This is a genomic window from Variovorax sp. PAMC 28711, assembly GCF_001577265.1.
Classification (GTDB): Bacteria; Pseudomonadota; Gammaproteobacteria; order Burkholderiales; family Burkholderiaceae_C; genus Variovorax.
In genome coordinates this window covers 196,669-211,385 of sequence record NZ_CP014517.1, presented here as the reverse complement: position 1 = coordinate 211,385, position 14,717 = coordinate 196,669, and the positions used below count along the sequence as shown (strand labels likewise).

The following is a 14,717-nucleotide window of genomic DNA, read 5'->3' as shown; positions in this document are numbered from 1 at the left end:
ATCACTTGACCGGAATAGGCATCGCCCGATCGATCGGCACGGCGGTCACGCCGTTCTTGGGCGAGCCGTCGATCAGCAGGTCGGAGTAGGTGAGGTAGACCAGCGTGTTGCGCCGCGAATCGACCATGCGGACCACGCGCAGGCGCTTGAACAGGACAGACAGCCGTTCGCTGAAGATCTCGTCGCGCTTCTTCAGGGGCTCGGTGAAGCTCACGGGGCCGACCTGGCGGCACGCGATCGAGGCTTCGGCCTTGTCTTCGGCGAGGCCGATCGCGCCGGAGATGCCGCCGGTCTTGGCGCGCGAGACGTAGCAGGTCACGCCGTTGACCTTGGGGTCGTCGTAGGCCTCGACCACGATCTTGTGGTCCGGGCCGATGAGCTTGAAGGCGGTGTCGACATCGCCCACGATTTCGGCGTGCGCGCCGGCGAACAGCGTGAGCCCGAGAGCACAGGTCAGGAGGGTCGCACGGGTCAGAGTCTTCATGAATCTCATTCGATGTCGAGGGTGTGGACGGTGTCGAAGCTGCCGCGTTTGCGGTCGGCGAAGAAACGCTCGAGTGCCTCCCGAACCGTCCGGAAGGCGATCTCGTCCCACGGGATTTCTTCTTCGAGAAACAGCTTCGCTTCGATGGTTTCGTGGCCGGGGTCGAACACCTCGTCGAGCAGCTTGGCGCGGTAGAACAGATGCACCTGCCCGACACGCACCACGCTCATCACCGCGAACAGGCCCTGCATCTCGAAATGCGCGCCCGCCTCTTCGTCGGTTTCGCGCGCGGCGCCTTGCGATGCCGATTCGTTCAGCTCCATGAAGCCGGCAGGCAGGGTCCATTTGCCCCAGCGGGGTTCGATGTTGCGCTTGCACAGCAGCACGCGATCGCCCAGAACCGGAATAGTGCCGACCACGTTGAGCGGGTTTTCGTAGTGGATGGTGTTGCAGTTCGGACAGACGGCACGGTCCTTGGTGTCGCCGTCGTCCGGAATGCGGTAGACCACCGCGGTGCCGCAGTTTTTGCAGTGCTTGATCGGGACGCGAAAGGGCATGGCGGATGGCGCTCGCGAGGTTGCGACTAGACGATCTTGACGGTGAGGGTCGGCAAGCCGGCCACAGTGCCGACCAGCGTGTCGCCCTGCACCACGGCGGCCACGCCTTCGGGCGTGCCGGTGAAAATCAGGTCGCCGGGTTGCAGCTCCCAGGCGGTCGACATCTGCTCGATGGTTTCGGCCATGTTCCAGATCAGCTTGGCGAGGTTGCTGTGCTGGCGGTCGGTTCCGTTCACGGTGAGCGAAATGTCGGCGTTGACGATGTCGCCCGCAGCGGCGGCCGGAACGATCGGCCCGATGGGCGCGCTCTGGTCGAAAGCCTTGCCAATTTCCCAGGGCCGGCCCTGCTTTTTCATTTCGCCCTGCAGGTCGCGACGCGTCATGTCGAGACCGACCGCGTAGCCGTAGATGTGCTTCATCGCGTCGGCGGCCTGGATGTTCTTGCCGCCGGTGCCGATGCAGGCCACGAGCTCGATTTCGTGGTGCAGGTTTTTCGTCAGCGTCGGGTAGGGCATGGTGCCGGTCTCGCCCTCGCCAACGACCACCAGTGCATCGGCCGGCTTCAGGAAGAAGAAAGGCGGCTCGCGACCGGTGAAGCCCATCTCCTTGGCGTGATCTTCGTAGTTGCGACCGACGCAGTAGACGCGGCGCACCGGGAAGCGGGCGCGTTGCCCGGCGACAGGAATGGAAACCGCGGTGGGCGGCGTGACAACAAACTCGGAGGCCATGACGTCGTGTCCTTTTTGAACCAGATGATGGATCGGGAAGAGGGAAAAGGGGAAAACGGCAGTGTGCCAGAGGGTCGCAGCCGTCGCCGGCGCCGCTATGCTTGCCGGATGATGAAGCTGCACAACTACTTCCGGTCGTCCGCCTCCTACCGCGTGCGCATCGCGCTCAATCTCAAGGGTCTGGACTTCGATTACCTGTCGGTCCACATTGCGCGCGGCGAGCATCTCGCTGGTTCCTACGCCGCGATTTCCGCCGACCAACTGGTGCCGTTGCTCGAAGACGATGACCAGCGTTTCTCGCAATCGCTGGCGATCATCGAGTACCTCGACGAGACCCGGCCCGAACCGCCGCTGCTGCCGCGCGACCCGGTCGGTCGCGCCCATGTGCGGGCCCTGGCGCAGTCCATTGCCTGCGAGATCCATCCGGTCAACAACCTGCGCGTCTTGAAGTACCTGGTGCGCGAACTCAAGCTCGACGAGGCCGCCAAAAACGCCTGGTACCGCCATTGGGTGCGCGAGGGACTGGAGGCTTTCGAGCGCCAGCTGTTGCAGCATCCAGCAGGCATCTATTGCTGGGGCAACACGCCAACGCTGGCCGATTGCTGCCTGGTGCCGCAGATCTTCAACGCGCAGCGTTTCGAGTGCGATCTCGGCGGGCTGCCGCGCACCATGGCGGCGTACCACGCCTGCATGGAACTCGACGCCTTCCAGCGCGCGCAACCATCGCATTGCCCCGACGCGGAACCGTGATGCTCACGCCCGACTGGCCCGCGCCCGCCCATGTGCGGGCGCTGTGCACCACGCGCAGCGGCGGCGTGTCGACCGGGCGCTATGACAGCCTCAACCTCGGAGACCATGTCGGCGACCAGGTGCAGGACGTGGCCGCCAACCGCGCGCGGCTGGCGGGCACCGCAGCAGTCCGGCCGGTGTTCTTGCAGCAGGTGCATTCGACCGACGTGGCGGTGCTCGATGCGCAGACGCCCGACGGCACGGTGGCCGATGGCTGCACCACCACGGCGACCGGCGTGGCCTGCACGATCATGGTCGCCGATTGTTTGCCGGTGCTCTTCACCGATGCCGCGGGCGATCGGGTGGCGGCGGTGCATGCCGGCTGGCGCGGGTTGGCAAGCGGCGCACTGGAGCAGGCGTTCGGCCATTTCGGCAGCGGTCTTCCGACGATGGCGTGGCTCGGCCCGTGCATCGGTCCGAAGGCGTTCGAGGTCGGCGCCGAGGTGAAGGCCGCGTTCGAGGCGCAGTCGCCCGCCGCAGCGCAATGCTTTGCACCCTCGGCGTCGCCGGGGAAATGGATGGCCGACCTGCCCGCACTCGCGCGGCAACGGCTGCTCGCCATGGGCGTTGACGCGGTCTACGGCAACGACGGCAGCGAGCCCTGGTGCACCTTCAACAACTCGTCACAGTTTTTCTCGTACCGGCGCGACGGCGTCACCGGCCGCTTCGCCGCCCTCGTCTGGAAGGGGTGACGCCGCAGCGCCGCGCCGCGCGGCCTCTTGCGCGGCGAGTTCGCGCGCCTTGTTGGCGCGGCCCCGAGCGGGCGCCAGCATCAGGTAAACCACCAATGCGATCGGCAGCAAACCGTAAAGAAGAAATGTGAAGATCGCTCCCAGCACCGTTCCGGTGGTGCTGGTGGCCTCCGCCACCGCCATCATCACGACGACGTAACCCCAGGCAATGACAACGAGATGGATCAGCATGAAATACAGCATACTGAAAAGCCATCCGGACAAGGCGAGGCAGCAGGAAACACCATGACACAAGAAGCCACAGGGGGTGCCCCGCTGGATGCGCCCCCGTTCAGTTTTTCGCAAGACAAACTGCAGCAGCTGCAACAGGACTACCTGGCCGAAGCGGGCGACCTCTGGCGTCAGGGCCTGAGCATCAAACCCGTCACCGACAAACGCTTTGCCGGCGAGGCTTGGGGCAGCAATCCGGTGTCGTCGTTCACCGCCGCCGTGTACCTGCTGAACGGCCGGACGATGCTGAACATGGTCGAAGCGATCGAGGCCGATCCCAAGACCAAGTCGCGCCTGCGCTTCGCTGTCGAGCAGTGGATGGCGGCCGCATCGCCAAGCAACTCGCTCGCGTTCAATGCCGAGGCGCAGAAGCGTGCAATCGACACCCAGGGCGAGAGCATCGCCAAGGGCATCCACAACCTGCTGCACGACATGAAGCAGGGCCATGTGAGCATGACGGACGAGAGCGCCTTCGAAGTCGGCCGCAACGTAGCGACCACCGAAGGCGCGGTGGTGTTCGAGAACGAGCTGTTCCAGTTGCTCGAATACAAGCCGCTCACCGCCAAGGTGTACGAGCGCCCGTTCCTGCTGGTGCCACCGTGCATCAACAAGTTCTACATCCTCGACCTGCAGCCCGAAAACTCGCTGATCCGCTACGCCAACGAGCAGGGGCACCGGGTGTTCGTGGTGAGCTGGCGCAATCCCGACGAGTCGCTGCGCGACTGCACCTGGGACCAGTACATCGAAGATGCCGCCATCCAGGCGATCCACACCGTGCAGGCCATCAGCGGCAGCAAGCAGATCAATGCCCTCGGTTTCTGCGTCGGCGGCACGATCCTGAGCACCGCGCTGGCGGTGCTGGCGGCTCGCGGCGAGAAGCCGGCTGCGTCGGTCACGCTGCTCACCACGCTGCTCGACTTCGACGACACCGGCATCCTCGACATCTTCATCGACGAGACGATGGTCAAGTTCCGCGAGATGCAGATGGGCGACGGCGGCTTGCTGCCCGGCAGCGACCTGGCGTCGACCTTCAGTTTCCTGCGGCCGAACGACCTGGTGTGGAACTACGTCGTCGGCAACTACCTCAAGGGCGAGACGCCACCCCCGTTCGACCTGCTCTACTGGAACAGTGACGCGACCAATCTTCCGGGCCCTTTCTACACCTGGTATCTGCGCAACACGTACCACGAGAACAAGCTCAAGGTACCGGGCGCGCTCACGGTGTGCGGCGCGCCAATCGACCTCGGCGCGATCGACGCCCCCGTGTACATCTATGGCTCGCGCGAAGACCACATCGTGCCGATCGGCGGCGCCTACGCATCGACGCAACTGCTCAAGGGCAAGAAGCGTTTCGTGATGGGCGCGTCGGGCCACATCGCCGGCGTGATCAACCCGCCCGCCAAGAACAAGCGCAGCCACTGGATTCGCGAAGACGGCAAGCTGCCGACGACGCAGCCCGAATGGCTGGCCGGTGCCCAGGAGCATCCGGGCAGCTGGTGGACCGACTGGTCGAAGTGGCTGAAGGGCCACGGCGGCAAGCAGATCCCCGCACCCAAGACTTATGGCAAGGGCTCGGCCTACAAGGCCACGGAGCCCGCCCCCGGCCGCTACGTGAAGGCCAAGGCAAAAGCCTGATTCCCACACCATTCAGTCACATCAACGGAGAGAAAAGCATGGAAGACATCGTCATCGTTTCGGCCGCACGCACGGCGGTCGGCAAGTTCGGCGGATCGCTCGCGGGCATCGCCGCCACGGAGTTGGGCGCGATCGTGATCAGGGAAGTGATCGCGCGCGCCAGGCTCACGCCCGAGCAGATCGGCGAGGTCATCATGGGCCAGGTGCTCGCAGCCGGCGCGGGCCAGAACCCGGCGCGCCAGGCGTTGCTGAAAAGCGGCATCGACAAGTCGACGCCGGCGCTCACCATCAATGCCGTGTGCGGCTCGGGCCTGAAGGCCGTGATGCTGGCGGCGCAGGCCGTCGCCACCGGCGACAGCGACATCGTGATTGCTGGCGGGCAGGAGAACATGAGCGCATCGCCGCACATCCTGCCGAACTCGCGCAACGGCCAGCGCATGGGCGACTGGAAAATGGTCGACACCATGATCGTCGACGGTCTCTGGGACGTCTACAACCAGTACCACATGGGCATCACGGCAGAGAACGTGGCCAAGCAGTTCAACATCGACCGCGCGGCGCAGGACGAACTGGCCTTGGGCAGCCAGACCAAAGCCGCCGCCGCACAGGATGCCGGCAAGTTCAAGGACGAGATCGTCGGTGTGAGCATTCCGCAGAAGAAGGGCGACCCCGTTGTCTTCGACCAGGACGAGTTCATCAATCGCAAGACCACCGCGGAAGTGCTGGCCGGTTTGCGCCCTGCCTTCGACAAGGCCGGTGGCGTGACCGCCGGCAACGCGTCGGGCCTGAACGACGGCGCGGCCGCCGTCATGGTGATGACCGCGAAGAAAGCCGCTGCGCTCGGCCTGAAGCCGCTCGGCCGCATTGCGAGCTACGCGACCGTCGGCCTCGACCCCGCGATCATGGGCATGGGCCCTGTCGGCGCTTCGAAAAAGGCGCTGGAACGCGCCGGCTGGAAGCCGCAGGATCTCGACGTTCTTGAGATCAACGAAGCTTTCGCCGCGCAAGCCTGCGCCGTGAACCGCGAAATGGGCTGGGACGTCAACAAGGTCAACGTGAATGGCGGCGCCATCGCCATCGGCCATCCGATCGGCGCGTCGGGCTGCCGCATCCTGGTGACGCTGCTGCACGAAATGCAGCGCCAGAACGCAAAGAAGGGCATTGCCTCGCTGTGCATCGGCGGCGGCATGGGCGTCGCGCTGACCGTCGAACGCTGAGGGGGAGGGCGTGCGGGCCGGCAAGCGGCGCGGTGCCCATCCACAGCCGTTGGTTAACGTCTCGCCCAGAGTGCGCCGAGGATGAAGCCGGCGCCGGCCGCCATAGCGAGCGTGCCGACGGGGTGGGTCACGGCCGATTCGCGAACCTGGTTCAGCACGTCGCCATAGGCTTGCTGGACCTTGCCGGCAGCTTGCCGGGTCTTGCCTTCAGCCTCTGTGGACGCGTCGCCCGTCGCGCTGCCGACGGCTTCCTGGACTCGGCCTGCGATGTTTTGCAGGGTGCCTTCTGCTTTTTCGAACATGGTTTTTCCTTGGGTTGCATCGCGAGATTTGCGAGTGACCAAATCGTAGGTCGATGTGGCGGGGCCGCACTGCCTTCAATTGCACCAGCCCGTGTAGTGCATTCGACCTTGCCAGCGTCGGCTGCCGGCGTATCGGCGGCTAACCGAGCACCAGCAGCACCGGCTGATGGTCGGACGCCTGCGTCGCCAGGTCGACGTCCACACGTTCAACCCTGGGTGCCAGCCCGTCGCTGACAAACGCGAAATCGCACGCCACCGGCTCGGGCCCATAAGTGCGGTCGAACAGGCGGAAGGTCGGCGCATGTGGCGCTACGCGGTTGGCCAAAGGCCAGGCATCCTGCAAGCAACGGGTCGGCGTGCCGGTGTCCAGCCCGAACGGCGCCTGCATCACCGCGTATTCGGGTTCCTCTGCGCCGAGGTTGAAGTCGCCACAGAGGATGGCGTGCGGCGTGTGCACCTTGTTCTGGAAGGGCGATCGGCTGGTGTCGTAAAGAGGCGGCTCTGCAGCGTGGCCGCAGGCTTCGATGTGCAACTGCCGCAATGCGCGCGCCTGCGCCATTCGCTGCACCTTGCTGTAGTACTCGAGGTGCGTGGTCATCACGCGCAAGGGGCCAATCAGCGGGTCGCGCACCGTCACTACCGTGCACATGCGCGGCATGCTGCGCACGCCCGCGTCGGCCGGGCAGGGCAACGCATGGTGTTGAACCTGCAGCACGGGCAGACGTGTCGCGATCAGATTGCCAAAGCGCTGGCGTGTCCCCTGCGCGTCGAATTCGTCCACGGCCGCGCCGAAGAAGAGCTGGAATCCTGGCAGCAACGCCTGCAGTTCCGCGGGCTGGTCGCCCGGCGCACCCGGCATTCCGGCGTAGCCCTGGGCGATTTCCTGCACGCACAGCACATCGAAATCGGCCATGGCACGCGCGCCGTCGACGATGCGCTGCACGCTCACGATGCCGTCGAGCCCGCGGCACCACTGGGTGTTCCACGTCACGAGTTTCATTTGATGCCGGCGCGCATGAAGCTCTGCACGAACTGCCGCTGGAACAACAGAAACGCGATGAGCAAGGGGGCCGAGGTCATCAGCGTGGCCGCCGTGATGATCGACCAGTCGACGCCCTGATCGACGGACGAGAACACCTGCAGTCCGACCGTGAGCGGCCGCGAATTGACGCTGTTGGTGACGATCAGCGGCCACAGGAAGTTGTTCCAGTGGAAGCTGACCGACACCAGCGCGAAGGCCGTGTAAACCGGCTTGGCGAGCGGTACGTAGACGCGCCACAGCGTCTGCATCGCGCTGGCGCCTTCCACCCGTGCCGCGTCGTCCAGCTCCTTGGGAATGCCCATGAAGGTCTGGCGCAGCAGAAAGATCGCGAACGCGGAGGCGAAGTAGGGCAGGCCGATCGCGAGCAACGTGTCGATGAGGCCGAGGCGTGCCATCGTCTTGTAGTTCTCCACCACGAGGATGTCCGGCATGATCATCAGCTGCACCAGCACGAGCGCGAACGCGATGTTCTTGCCGCGAAACTCGTAGCGTGCGAACGCATAGGCCGCGAGCGTGCCCAGTACCAGTTGCACGACGAGGATCATTGCCACCAGCAGGGTGGTGTTGAGAAAGTAGCGCGCGAAGGGCGCTGCTCCCCAGGCGCGGCGGAAGTTGTCGAGCGTGAGCGGCGCGAAGAGATCGAAGCGCGTCGAATACTCCGACGGATGGAAAGCGGTCCACACCGCATACACCAGCGGCAGGATCCACAGCAGCGCGAGCAGCCACGCTGCGAGGGTGTCGAGCCAGCCTGGCTCGTTGTAGGCCAGGCGCTGCGAAGGCACGGCGATGCTCATTTGTAATGCACCTTCCGGTCGAGCACGAAGAACTGGAAGAGCGCGATGCCCGCCAGCACCACGACCAGCACCACCGTGATCGCCGACGCGTACGCCGTGTCCCAGAAGCTGAAGCCGACTTCGTACAAGTGATAGAGCAGCAGCGTCGACGCGTTGTCCGGCCCGCCGCGCGTGAGCACGAAGAGATGGTCGACCATGCGGAAGGCGTTGATGAACGCATTGACCAGCACGAAGAGCGTGGTCGGCATCAGGAGCGGCCACTGCACGCGCCGGAAGAAATACCAGCGCGACGCACCTTCGATGGCGGCCGCTTCACGCAGGCTCGGGTTGAGCGTCTGCAGCGCGGCCAGATAGAAGATCATGAAGAAGCCAGCTTCCTTCCAGATCGCCACGACGGTGACCGCGCCGAGCGCCGTCGACGGACTGCCGAGCCAGTTGTGCGAAGGCAGCCCGAGCGCGCCGGTGATTTGCTCCAGCAACCCGTACTGCGGCGTGTAGAAGAAGAGCCAGATGTTGGCCACCGCAATCATCGGCAAGACGGTCGGCGTGAAATACGCCATGCGCAAGAACGCACGGCCGGCGATGCGCTCGTTGACCCACAGCGCCATCACGAGCGCGAGGCCGATCGAGCAGGGAATCGTCGCGCCCGCGAACCACAGGTTGTTGCGCACCGCCTTCCAGAACACCGGGTCGGACGCCATCACATCGTAGTTCTCGAGGCCGACCCACACGCCGGGCCGCGCGCCCTTGGGCGTTGAGTAGAAGCTGTCGACCAGCGTCGAGACCGCCGGCCAATGCGTGAACGCCACCAGCAGCGCGAGCGCCGGCAGCAGCATCAACCACGCATGAACCGAGCGCTGTTTCATGTCACCGCGTCACTTGTACGAACGCAGGATGCGGTCCGCTTCCTTCTGCGCGTCCTGCATGGCCTGACCCGCCGGCTTGGTGCCGGTCAGCGCAGCCTGCAGGCCGTCGTTGAGCGCCTTGGTCACGCGTTGGTTTTCGTGCGTGGAGAACTCCGCCACCGACACGGGCAACTGGTCGCGCGCCACGAGTGCGGCCGGGAAGTCGGCGCCGTACTTCTTGAGCGTCGGCGTGTCGTAGGCGGCTTGCGAGACGGCGACGTAGCCGGTGTCCATGCTCCACTGCGCGGCACGCTCGGGCTGCGTCACCCACTTGATGAACTTGAAGGCCGCTTCCTGCTGCGCAGGTGTGGATTTCTTGAAGATGTAGAAGTTGCCGCCGCCCGTGGGCGAGCCCTTGCGCTTGTTGCCGGGGATCATGCCGACGCCGAAATCGAACTTGGCGTTCGCCTTGATGTTGGTCAGGTTGCCGGTGGTCGTGTAGATGATCGCGGCCTTCTTTTCGAAGAAATCCTTGGGCGTCGTGCCCCACTCGACCACGCCCGGCGGGTGAATACCGGCCTTTCCGAGATCGACCCAGGTCTGAAGCGCCTCGACGACCTTCGGGTCGTCGAATTTCACCTGCGTACCGGTATCGTTCGCGAGGATGGCGTCGTTCGGCGTGGTCAGCGTCTGGAAGAGCCAGTACGGGAAACCGCTGGAGGGAATCTGCACGCCCCATTGCGTGACCTTGCCGCTTGCGTCTTTCTTGGTGAGTTTGGTCGCGGCTTCCTTCAGCTCGGCCCAGTTTGTCGGCGGCTTGTTCGGATCGAGGCCGGCTTCCTTGAAGGCTTCCTTGTTCCAGTACATGACGACCGTCGAGCGCTGGAACGGGATGCCCCAGGTCTTGCCGCCGGTCTGGCTGTTGGCCATGAAAGCCTTGTAGAAACTGCCCATCCAGGCTTTGTCGTCGGCGGTCTTGGCGAACGTGTCAAAGGACACGATCGCGTCCTCGTCGATCAGCGTGAACATGTCGGTCGACAGCAGCACCGACGTGACTGGCGGCGTGCCCGACTTGTGGGCGGTCAGCGCCTTCACGATGGTCTCCTGATACGTGCCGGCGTAGATGGGCGTGAGTTTGATGCCGGGGTTCTCCTTCATGAAGCCTTCTGCGAAGCCGTCGATCGTCTTGGCGATCGGGCCGCCGACCGCGACGGGGTAATAGAAGGGCACTTCCACCGGCGTTTGCGCCATGGCGTTGACGCCGGTGAATGCGAGAAGGCCGGCGACGGAGTGGCGCGCGATCGCGCGCAGAAAAGTCTGTCTCTTCATGGGATTCGTCCTGTTGAAAAAAAAGCGGTCAGAGAATGCGTTGCCCGTCGGTCGTGAAGCCGTGGCTGTCTTGCGGGGCCCAGTGCAGGCGAACGGTGTCGCCCACCTCGGCGTGGTGCTGGCCTTCGGTGCGCACCAGCATCGTCTGGCTGCCGACCTCGCAGCGGAGCACCAGATCGGCGCCCAGGTATTCCGCGCTCGCGACGCGGGCCGGCACGCCGGCGCTTTGCGGGTTGTCGGCGCTCGGTGCGAGCGAAATGGCCTCAGGTCGCACGCCCAGCGTCGCGGCCGTCAGACCGACGGCGACGTCGCTTCCCGTGATGCGGCCGGCCTCGAGGGCGATGAGGTTCATCGGCGGGGTGCCGATGAAGCGCGCGGCAAAGGTGGTCGCCGGCTTGGCGTAGAGCTCACGCGGCGGACCGGATTGCTCGACGCGACCCTGGTTCAACAGCACGACCTGGTCGGCCATGCTCATCGCCTCGGTCTGGTCGTGCGTCACATAAACCACTGTGAGGCCGAGCTTTTGCTGAAGTTCGCGCAGTTCGCGCCGCATTTCTTGGCGCAGTTGCGCATCGAGGTTGGAAAGCGGCTCGTCCATCAGGCAGACCCTTGCCTGCGCCACGAGCGCGCGTCCCAGTGCCACGCGTTGCTGCTGGCCGCCCGAGAGTTGGCCGGGTCGACGGTCAAGAAGGGCGCTCAGGCCGAGCAGCGCGGCCGTGTCTTTCAAGCGGGTCGCCGCTTCTGCGGCAGGCGTCTTGCGCACGGAAAGGCCGAAGGTGATGTTGTCGGCCACGCTGAGGTGCGGGAACAGTGCGTAGTTCTGGAACACCATGGCGATGCCGCGCTGGGCCGGCGGAAGGTTCGTCACATCGCGCCCGTCGATCAGGACCCGCCCGGCTGTCGCCGCTTCCAGGCCCGCGACGATGCGCAAGGTGGTTGACTTGCCGCAGCCCGACGGACCGAGAAGAACACAGAACGAACCGGCGGCAATGCGCAGGTCGATGGCGTGAAGGGCGGTGCTGGTGCCCCAGGATTTTGCGATCCCGTTGAGCTCGATCGAAGACATTGATCGAGTATAGGAAAGGCTTGTGACAGCTGGTTGCAACCCGGGCTCAGTGTTTTCCTCACCCGGTGAAGCACCAAATTTTCGCTACAGTGATTGCGCCAGTTCAGGCTGTTCGAATCAAGGAAAAAACATGAGCAAGAAAGTCGCATACGTCACCGGGGGCATGGGTGGCATCGGAACCGCCATCTGCCAACGCCTTCACAAGGACGGATTCACCGTGATCGCCGGCTGCGGACCGACACGCGACCACGCCAAGTGGCTGGCTGAACAAAAAGCCGAGGGGTACGAGTTCTTCGCCTCGGTCGGCAATGTCGGCGACTGGAATTCGACGGTGGACGCGTTCTCCAAGGCCAAGGCCGAGCACGGCAGCATCGATGTGCTCGTGAACAACGCCGGCATCACGCGCGACCGCATGTTCATCAAGATGACGCCCGAAGACTGGAGCGCGGTCATCGAAACCAACCTCAACAGCATGTTCAACGTGACCAAGCAGGTCGTCGGCGACATGGTCGAAAAGGGCTGGGGCCGTATCGTGAACATCAGCTCGGTGAACGGCGCCAAGGGCCAGGCCGGCCAGACCAATTATTCGGCGGCGAAGGCCGGCATGCACGGCTTTACGATGGCGCTCGCCCAGGAAATGGCCAACAAGGGCGTCACTGTCAATACCGTGAGCCCGGGCTACATCGGCACCGACATGGTGAATGCCATCCGCCAGGAAGTGCTGGACAAGATCATCGCGACCATCCCGGTCAAGCGTCTGGGCAAGCCGAGCGAGATCGCCTCGATCATCTCGTGGCTCGCCACTGACGAAGGGGGCTATTCCACCGGCGCCGATTTCTCGGTGAACGGTGGCCTCCACATGCACTGAGATGGCCACAACGACCTGACTTCACCACCCGCTTCGGCGGGTTTTTCGTTTTCAACGGATGTGGGTTCTACGCATGGCATTGGGCCCGCAAGGCGCTTACATTCCCCCACTCTTTCCGGAGGCAACATGGCAACCATAACGACTACATCCGCTAAAAAGCTCCCTCTCTACCGATCGCTCTATGTGCAGGTGATCACCGCCGTGATCATCGGCGTGCTGCTCGGGCACTTCTACCCGGCGGTCGGCGAAAGCATGAAGCCGCTGGGCGACGGCTTCATCAAGCTGATCAAGATGATCATCGCGCCGATCATCTTCTGCACGGTGGTGATTGGCATCGCCGGCATGGAAGACATGAAGAAGGTCGGCAAGACCGGCGGTCTGGCGCTGCTCTATTTTGAAGTCGTCAGTTCCATTGCGCTGGTCGTGGGGCTGGTGCTGGTCAACGTGATCAAGCCCGGCGCCGGCATGAACATCGACGCGGCCACGCTCGACACCAAGGCGATCGCCGCCTATACCGGCCCTGGCAAGATGACTGGCACGGTCGATTTCCTGCTCAACGTGATCCCGACGACCGTGGTCGACGCGTTCGCCAAGGGCGAAGTGCTGCAGGTGCTGCTGATCGCGGTGATGTTCGGCTTCGCGCTGCACAAGTTCGGTGGCCGCGGCACGCTGGTGTTCGATGTGATCGAAAAGGGTTCGCACGTGCTCTTCACGATCGTCGGCTACATCATGAAGCTGGCGCCCATCGGCGCCTTCGGTGCGATGGCGTTCACGATCGGCAAATACGGCGTGGGCAGCCTGTTCTCGCTGGGCAAGCTCATGGGCACTTTCTACATGACCTGCCTCCTGTTCATCTTCGTGGTGCTCGGGCTGATCGCGAGGTTCCACGGGTTCAGCATCTGGAAGTTCATCAAGTACATCAAGGAAGAACTCCTGATCGTGCTGGGTACTTCGTCGTCCGAATCGGTGCTCCCGCGCATGATGGAAAAGATGGAAAACCTTGGTGCCGCCAAGACCACGGTCGGCCTGGTGATTCCCACCGGGTACTCGTTCAACCTCGACGGTACATCTATCTATCTCACGATGGCAGCGGTGTTCATTGCGCAGGCCACGAACACGCCGATGACGCTGATGCAGGAAATCACGCTCCTCGCGGTGCTGCTGCTGACGTCCAAGGGCGCGGCAGGTATCACCGGCAGCGGCTTCATCGTGCTGGCGGCGACGCTGTCGGCGGTGGGGCATGTGCCGGTGGCCGGACTGGCGCTCATCCTGGGCATCGACCGCTTCATGTCGGAAGCACGTGCGCTGACCAATCTGGTCGGCAACGGCGTCGCGACGCTGGTCGTCGCCAAGTGGACCAACGAGCTCGACATGGACCGGCTGCAGGCCGGGCTCAACGGCGAGACGTGGGTCGAAGCGCAGGCGCCCGAGGTGTTGATCAACGCCAAAGACAGCCACATGGCGAAGTGACCTGCTTGGAGCCGCCGGACATTTTTCCGGCAACATGGGACGCATGCCCCATAGCGTTTCCCTGATCAACACAGTCGCCGCAGGGCTCGGGCTCGCCCTGCTGTTCGGCTTCCTCGCCGTGCGTCTGAGGCTGCCGGCTCGCTCGCCGCGTGCGCGCTGGTGCCGGTGCTGCGCTATCCGCTGGGCGCCGCGCTCACGGTGAGCGCGAGCCTGGCGCAGATCGGCGAGTTCTCTTTCATCCTGGCGGGACTTGGCGCGTCGCTCCGGCGGCCATGGCCGCGTCGGACGGCGCATTGCCGTCGCGCTGGCTGCGCACGACATCCCCCTCGTGGTCGCTGGGCCAAGTCGCGAAGTCGTCGGGAAACTGCGTGCGAGCGGCGTGGCGCCTGTACGGGGTGACGCCGCCGATCCGGCCGTGCTCGTCCAGGCCCACGTCGCACGGGCTCGCGTGATCGTCACGCCGGACACGTTGCACGCTCAACCCGGCGATCGCGACCTTGATCCGCAGCCACAACGAAGCACGGGCGAGACTCCTCACGCAGGAAGAGGGCGCCACGGTATTCCTCGGCGAGAACGCACTGGCGCAAGCAATAGCCAGCGGAACCGTGCGTCGCGCGCTGGCGGGCTGA

At 64.4% G+C, this 14,717-nt stretch carries 16 protein-coding genes and 1 pseudogene; 7 read left to right on the top strand and 10 right to left on the bottom strand.

Going from position 1 to position 14,717, the window contains the following annotated elements:
• Nucleotide 1 precedes the first annotated feature (1 nt).
• From AX767_RS01150 to AX767_RS01140, 3 genes are read right to left on the bottom strand one after another with little or no spacing between them, the layout of a single operon-like run.
• The gene (locus tag AX767_RS01150) at nucleotides 2–484 is read right to left on the bottom strand and encodes a CreA family protein (protein ID WP_068627983.1); all 483 of its coding nucleotides are present in this window, start codon (nucleotides 482–484) and stop codon (nucleotides 2–4) included.
• 5 nt (nucleotides 485–489) lie between these two features.
• Complete coding sequence (locus AX767_RS01145) at nucleotides 490–1,041, bottom strand: NUDIX hydrolase (RefSeq protein WP_068627982.1); 552 nt, start codon at nucleotides 1,039–1,041, stop codon at nucleotides 490–492.
• Nucleotides 1,042–1,067: 26 nt separating this feature from the next.
• A complete protein-coding gene (locus AX767_RS01140; protein ID WP_068627981.1) occupies nucleotides 1,068–1,769 on the bottom strand; it encodes a fumarylacetoacetate hydrolase family protein in 702 nt (233 codons plus the stop codon).
• Between the two features lie 111 nt (nucleotides 1,770–1,880).
• On the opposite strand from AX767_RS01140, the gene maiA reads away from it, so the two are divergent.
• Nucleotides 1,881–2,519 (top strand): maleylacetoacetate isomerase, encoded by a 639-nt coding sequence (gene maiA / locus AX767_RS01135; RefSeq protein WP_068633230.1) that lies wholly within the window; start codon nucleotides 1,881–1,883, stop codon nucleotides 2,517–2,519.
• Nucleotides 2,519–3,250 carry a peptidoglycan editing factor PgeF gene (pgeF, locus tag AX767_RS01130; RefSeq protein ID WP_068627980.1) on the top strand — a complete coding sequence of 244 codons (732 nt, stop codon included), beginning with the start codon at nucleotides 2,519–2,521 and terminating at the stop codon, nucleotides 3,248–3,250. Before maiA ends, pgeF begins: the two co-directional genes overlap by 1 nt.
• Here pgeF and AX767_RS01125 read toward each other — a convergent pair.
• Nucleotides 3,182–3,481, bottom strand: a complete 300-nt coding sequence (locus AX767_RS01125; protein ID WP_082755105.1) for a hypothetical protein — start codon at nucleotides 3,479–3,481, stop codon at nucleotides 3,182–3,184. The genes pgeF and AX767_RS01125 overlap by 69 nt on opposite strands.
• A 54-nt stretch (nucleotides 3,482–3,535) precedes the next feature.
• Between AX767_RS01125 and AX767_RS01120 the strand changes: the two genes are divergently transcribed.
• Nucleotides 3,536–5,155: a PHA/PHB synthase family protein gene (locus AX767_RS01120; protein ID WP_237288516.1), complete on the top strand. Its 1,620-nt coding sequence runs from the start codon at nucleotides 3,536–3,538 to the stop codon at nucleotides 5,153–5,155.
• A gap of 38 nt (nucleotides 5,156–5,193) precedes the next feature.
• Nucleotides 5,194–6,372 (top strand): acetyl-CoA C-acetyltransferase, encoded by a 1,179-nt coding sequence (locus AX767_RS01115; protein ID WP_068627977.1) that lies wholly within the window; start codon nucleotides 5,194–5,196, stop codon nucleotides 6,370–6,372.
• Between the two features lie 53 nt (nucleotides 6,373–6,425).
• Here the strand turns inward: AX767_RS01115 and AX767_RS01110 are convergent, their stop codons facing one another.
• From AX767_RS01110 to AX767_RS01085, 6 genes are all read right to left on the bottom strand, one after another.
• A complete protein-coding gene (locus AX767_RS01110; protein ID WP_068627976.1) occupies nucleotides 6,426–6,674 on the bottom strand; it encodes a CsbD family protein in 249 nt (82 codons plus the stop codon).
• 139 nt (nucleotides 6,675–6,813) lie between these two features.
• Nucleotides 6,814–7,674: an endonuclease/exonuclease/phosphatase family protein gene (locus AX767_RS01105; RefSeq protein ID WP_068627975.1), complete on the bottom strand. Its 861-nt coding sequence runs from the start codon at nucleotides 7,672–7,674 to the stop codon at nucleotides 6,814–6,816.
• Nucleotides 7,671–8,510, bottom strand: coding sequence for a carbohydrate ABC transporter permease (locus AX767_RS01100; RefSeq protein WP_068627974.1), 840 nt, complete (start codon nucleotides 8,508–8,510; stop codon nucleotides 7,671–7,673). Before AX767_RS01100 ends, AX767_RS01105 begins: the two co-directional genes overlap by 4 nt.
• Complete coding sequence (locus tag AX767_RS01095) at nucleotides 8,507–9,376, bottom strand: carbohydrate ABC transporter permease (protein WP_068627973.1); 870 nt, start codon at nucleotides 9,374–9,376, stop codon at nucleotides 8,507–8,509. The genes AX767_RS01100 and AX767_RS01095 overlap by 4 nt, the downstream gene beginning before the upstream one ends.
• A 9-nt stretch (nucleotides 9,377–9,385) precedes the next feature.
• The gene (locus AX767_RS01090) at nucleotides 9,386–10,684 is read right to left on the bottom strand and encodes an ABC transporter substrate-binding protein (RefSeq protein ID WP_068627972.1); all 1,299 of its coding nucleotides are present in this window, start codon (nucleotides 10,682–10,684) and stop codon (nucleotides 9,386–9,388) included.
• 28 nt (nucleotides 10,685–10,712) lie between these two features.
• Complete coding sequence (locus AX767_RS01085; protein WP_068627971.1) at nucleotides 10,713–11,750, bottom strand: ABC transporter ATP-binding protein; 1,038 nt, start codon at nucleotides 11,748–11,750, stop codon at nucleotides 10,713–10,715.
• Nucleotides 11,751–11,880: 130 nt separating this feature from the next.
• Here AX767_RS01085 and phbB point away from each other — a divergent pair, with 130 nt between their 5' ends.
• The 3 genes and pseudogenes from phbB to AX767_RS20825 form a co-directional block, all read left to right on the top strand.
• Nucleotides 11,881–12,618 (top strand): acetoacetyl-CoA reductase, encoded by a 738-nt coding sequence (phbB, locus tag AX767_RS01080; protein WP_068627970.1) that lies wholly within the window; start codon nucleotides 11,881–11,883, stop codon nucleotides 12,616–12,618.
• A 126-nt stretch (nucleotides 12,619–12,744) separates the two neighbouring features.
• A complete protein-coding gene (locus AX767_RS01075) occupies nucleotides 12,745–14,088 on the top strand; it encodes a dicarboxylate/amino acid:cation symporter (protein ID WP_068627969.1) in 1,344 nt (447 codons plus the stop codon).
• A gap of 138 nt (nucleotides 14,089–14,226) precedes the next feature.
• Nucleotides 14,227–14,717, top strand: a pseudogene (locus tag AX767_RS20825) (NAD-binding protein); the annotation flags it as partial.

Excerpts from the sequence above, each read along its gene's own strand:
- AX767_RS01150 (WP_068627983.1), bottom strand. The coding sequence starts at position 484 with ATGAAGACTCTGACCCGTGCGACCCTCCTGACCTGTGCTCTCGGGCTC.
- AX767_RS01145 (WP_068627982.1), bottom strand. The coding sequence starts at position 1,041 with ATGCCCTTTCGCGTCCCGATCAAGCACTGCAAAAACTGCGGCACCGCG.
- AX767_RS01140 (WP_068627981.1), bottom strand. The coding sequence starts at position 1,769 with ATGGCCTCCGAGTTTGTTGTCACGCCGCCCACCGCGGTTTCCATTCCT.
- maiA (WP_068633230.1), top strand. The coding sequence starts at position 1,881 with ATGAAGCTGCACAACTACTTCCGGTCGTCCGCCTCCTACCGCGTGCGC.
- pgeF (WP_068627980.1), top strand. The coding sequence starts at position 2,519 with ATGCTCACGCCCGACTGGCCCGCGCCCGCCCATGTGCGGGCGCTGTGC.
- AX767_RS01125 (WP_082755105.1), bottom strand. The coding sequence starts at position 3,481 with ATGCTGATCCATCTCGTTGTCATTGCCTGGGGTTACGTCGTCGTGATG.
- AX767_RS01120 (WP_237288516.1), top strand. The coding sequence starts at position 3,536 with ATGACACAAGAAGCCACAGGGGGTGCCCCGCTGGATGCGCCCCCGTTC.
- AX767_RS01115 (WP_068627977.1), top strand. The coding sequence starts at position 5,194 with ATGGAAGACATCGTCATCGTTTCGGCCGCACGCACGGCGGTCGGCAAG.
- AX767_RS01110 (WP_068627976.1), bottom strand. The coding sequence starts at position 6,674 with ATGTTCGAAAAAGCAGAAGGCACCCTGCAAAACATCGCAGGCCGAGTC.
- AX767_RS01105 (WP_068627975.1), bottom strand. The coding sequence starts at position 7,674 with ATGAAACTCGTGACGTGGAACACCCAGTGGTGCCGCGGGCTCGACGGC.
- AX767_RS01100 (WP_068627974.1), bottom strand. The coding sequence starts at position 8,510 with ATGAGCATCGCCGTGCCTTCGCAGCGCCTGGCCTACAACGAGCCAGGC.
- AX767_RS01095 (WP_068627973.1), bottom strand. The coding sequence starts at position 9,376 with ATGAAACAGCGCTCGGTTCATGCGTGGTTGATGCTGCTGCCGGCGCTC.
- AX767_RS01090 (WP_068627972.1), bottom strand. The coding sequence starts at position 10,684 with ATGAAGAGACAGACTTTTCTGCGCGCGATCGCGCGCCACTCCGTCGCC.
- AX767_RS01085 (WP_068627971.1), bottom strand. The coding sequence starts at position 11,750 with ATGTCTTCGATCGAGCTCAACGGGATCGCAAAATCCTGGGGCACCAGC.
- phbB (WP_068627970.1), top strand. The coding sequence starts at position 11,881 with ATGAGCAAGAAAGTCGCATACGTCACCGGGGGCATGGGTGGCATCGGA.
- AX767_RS01075 (WP_068627969.1), top strand. The coding sequence starts at position 12,745 with ATGGCAACCATAACGACTACATCCGCTAAAAAGCTCCCTCTCTACCGA.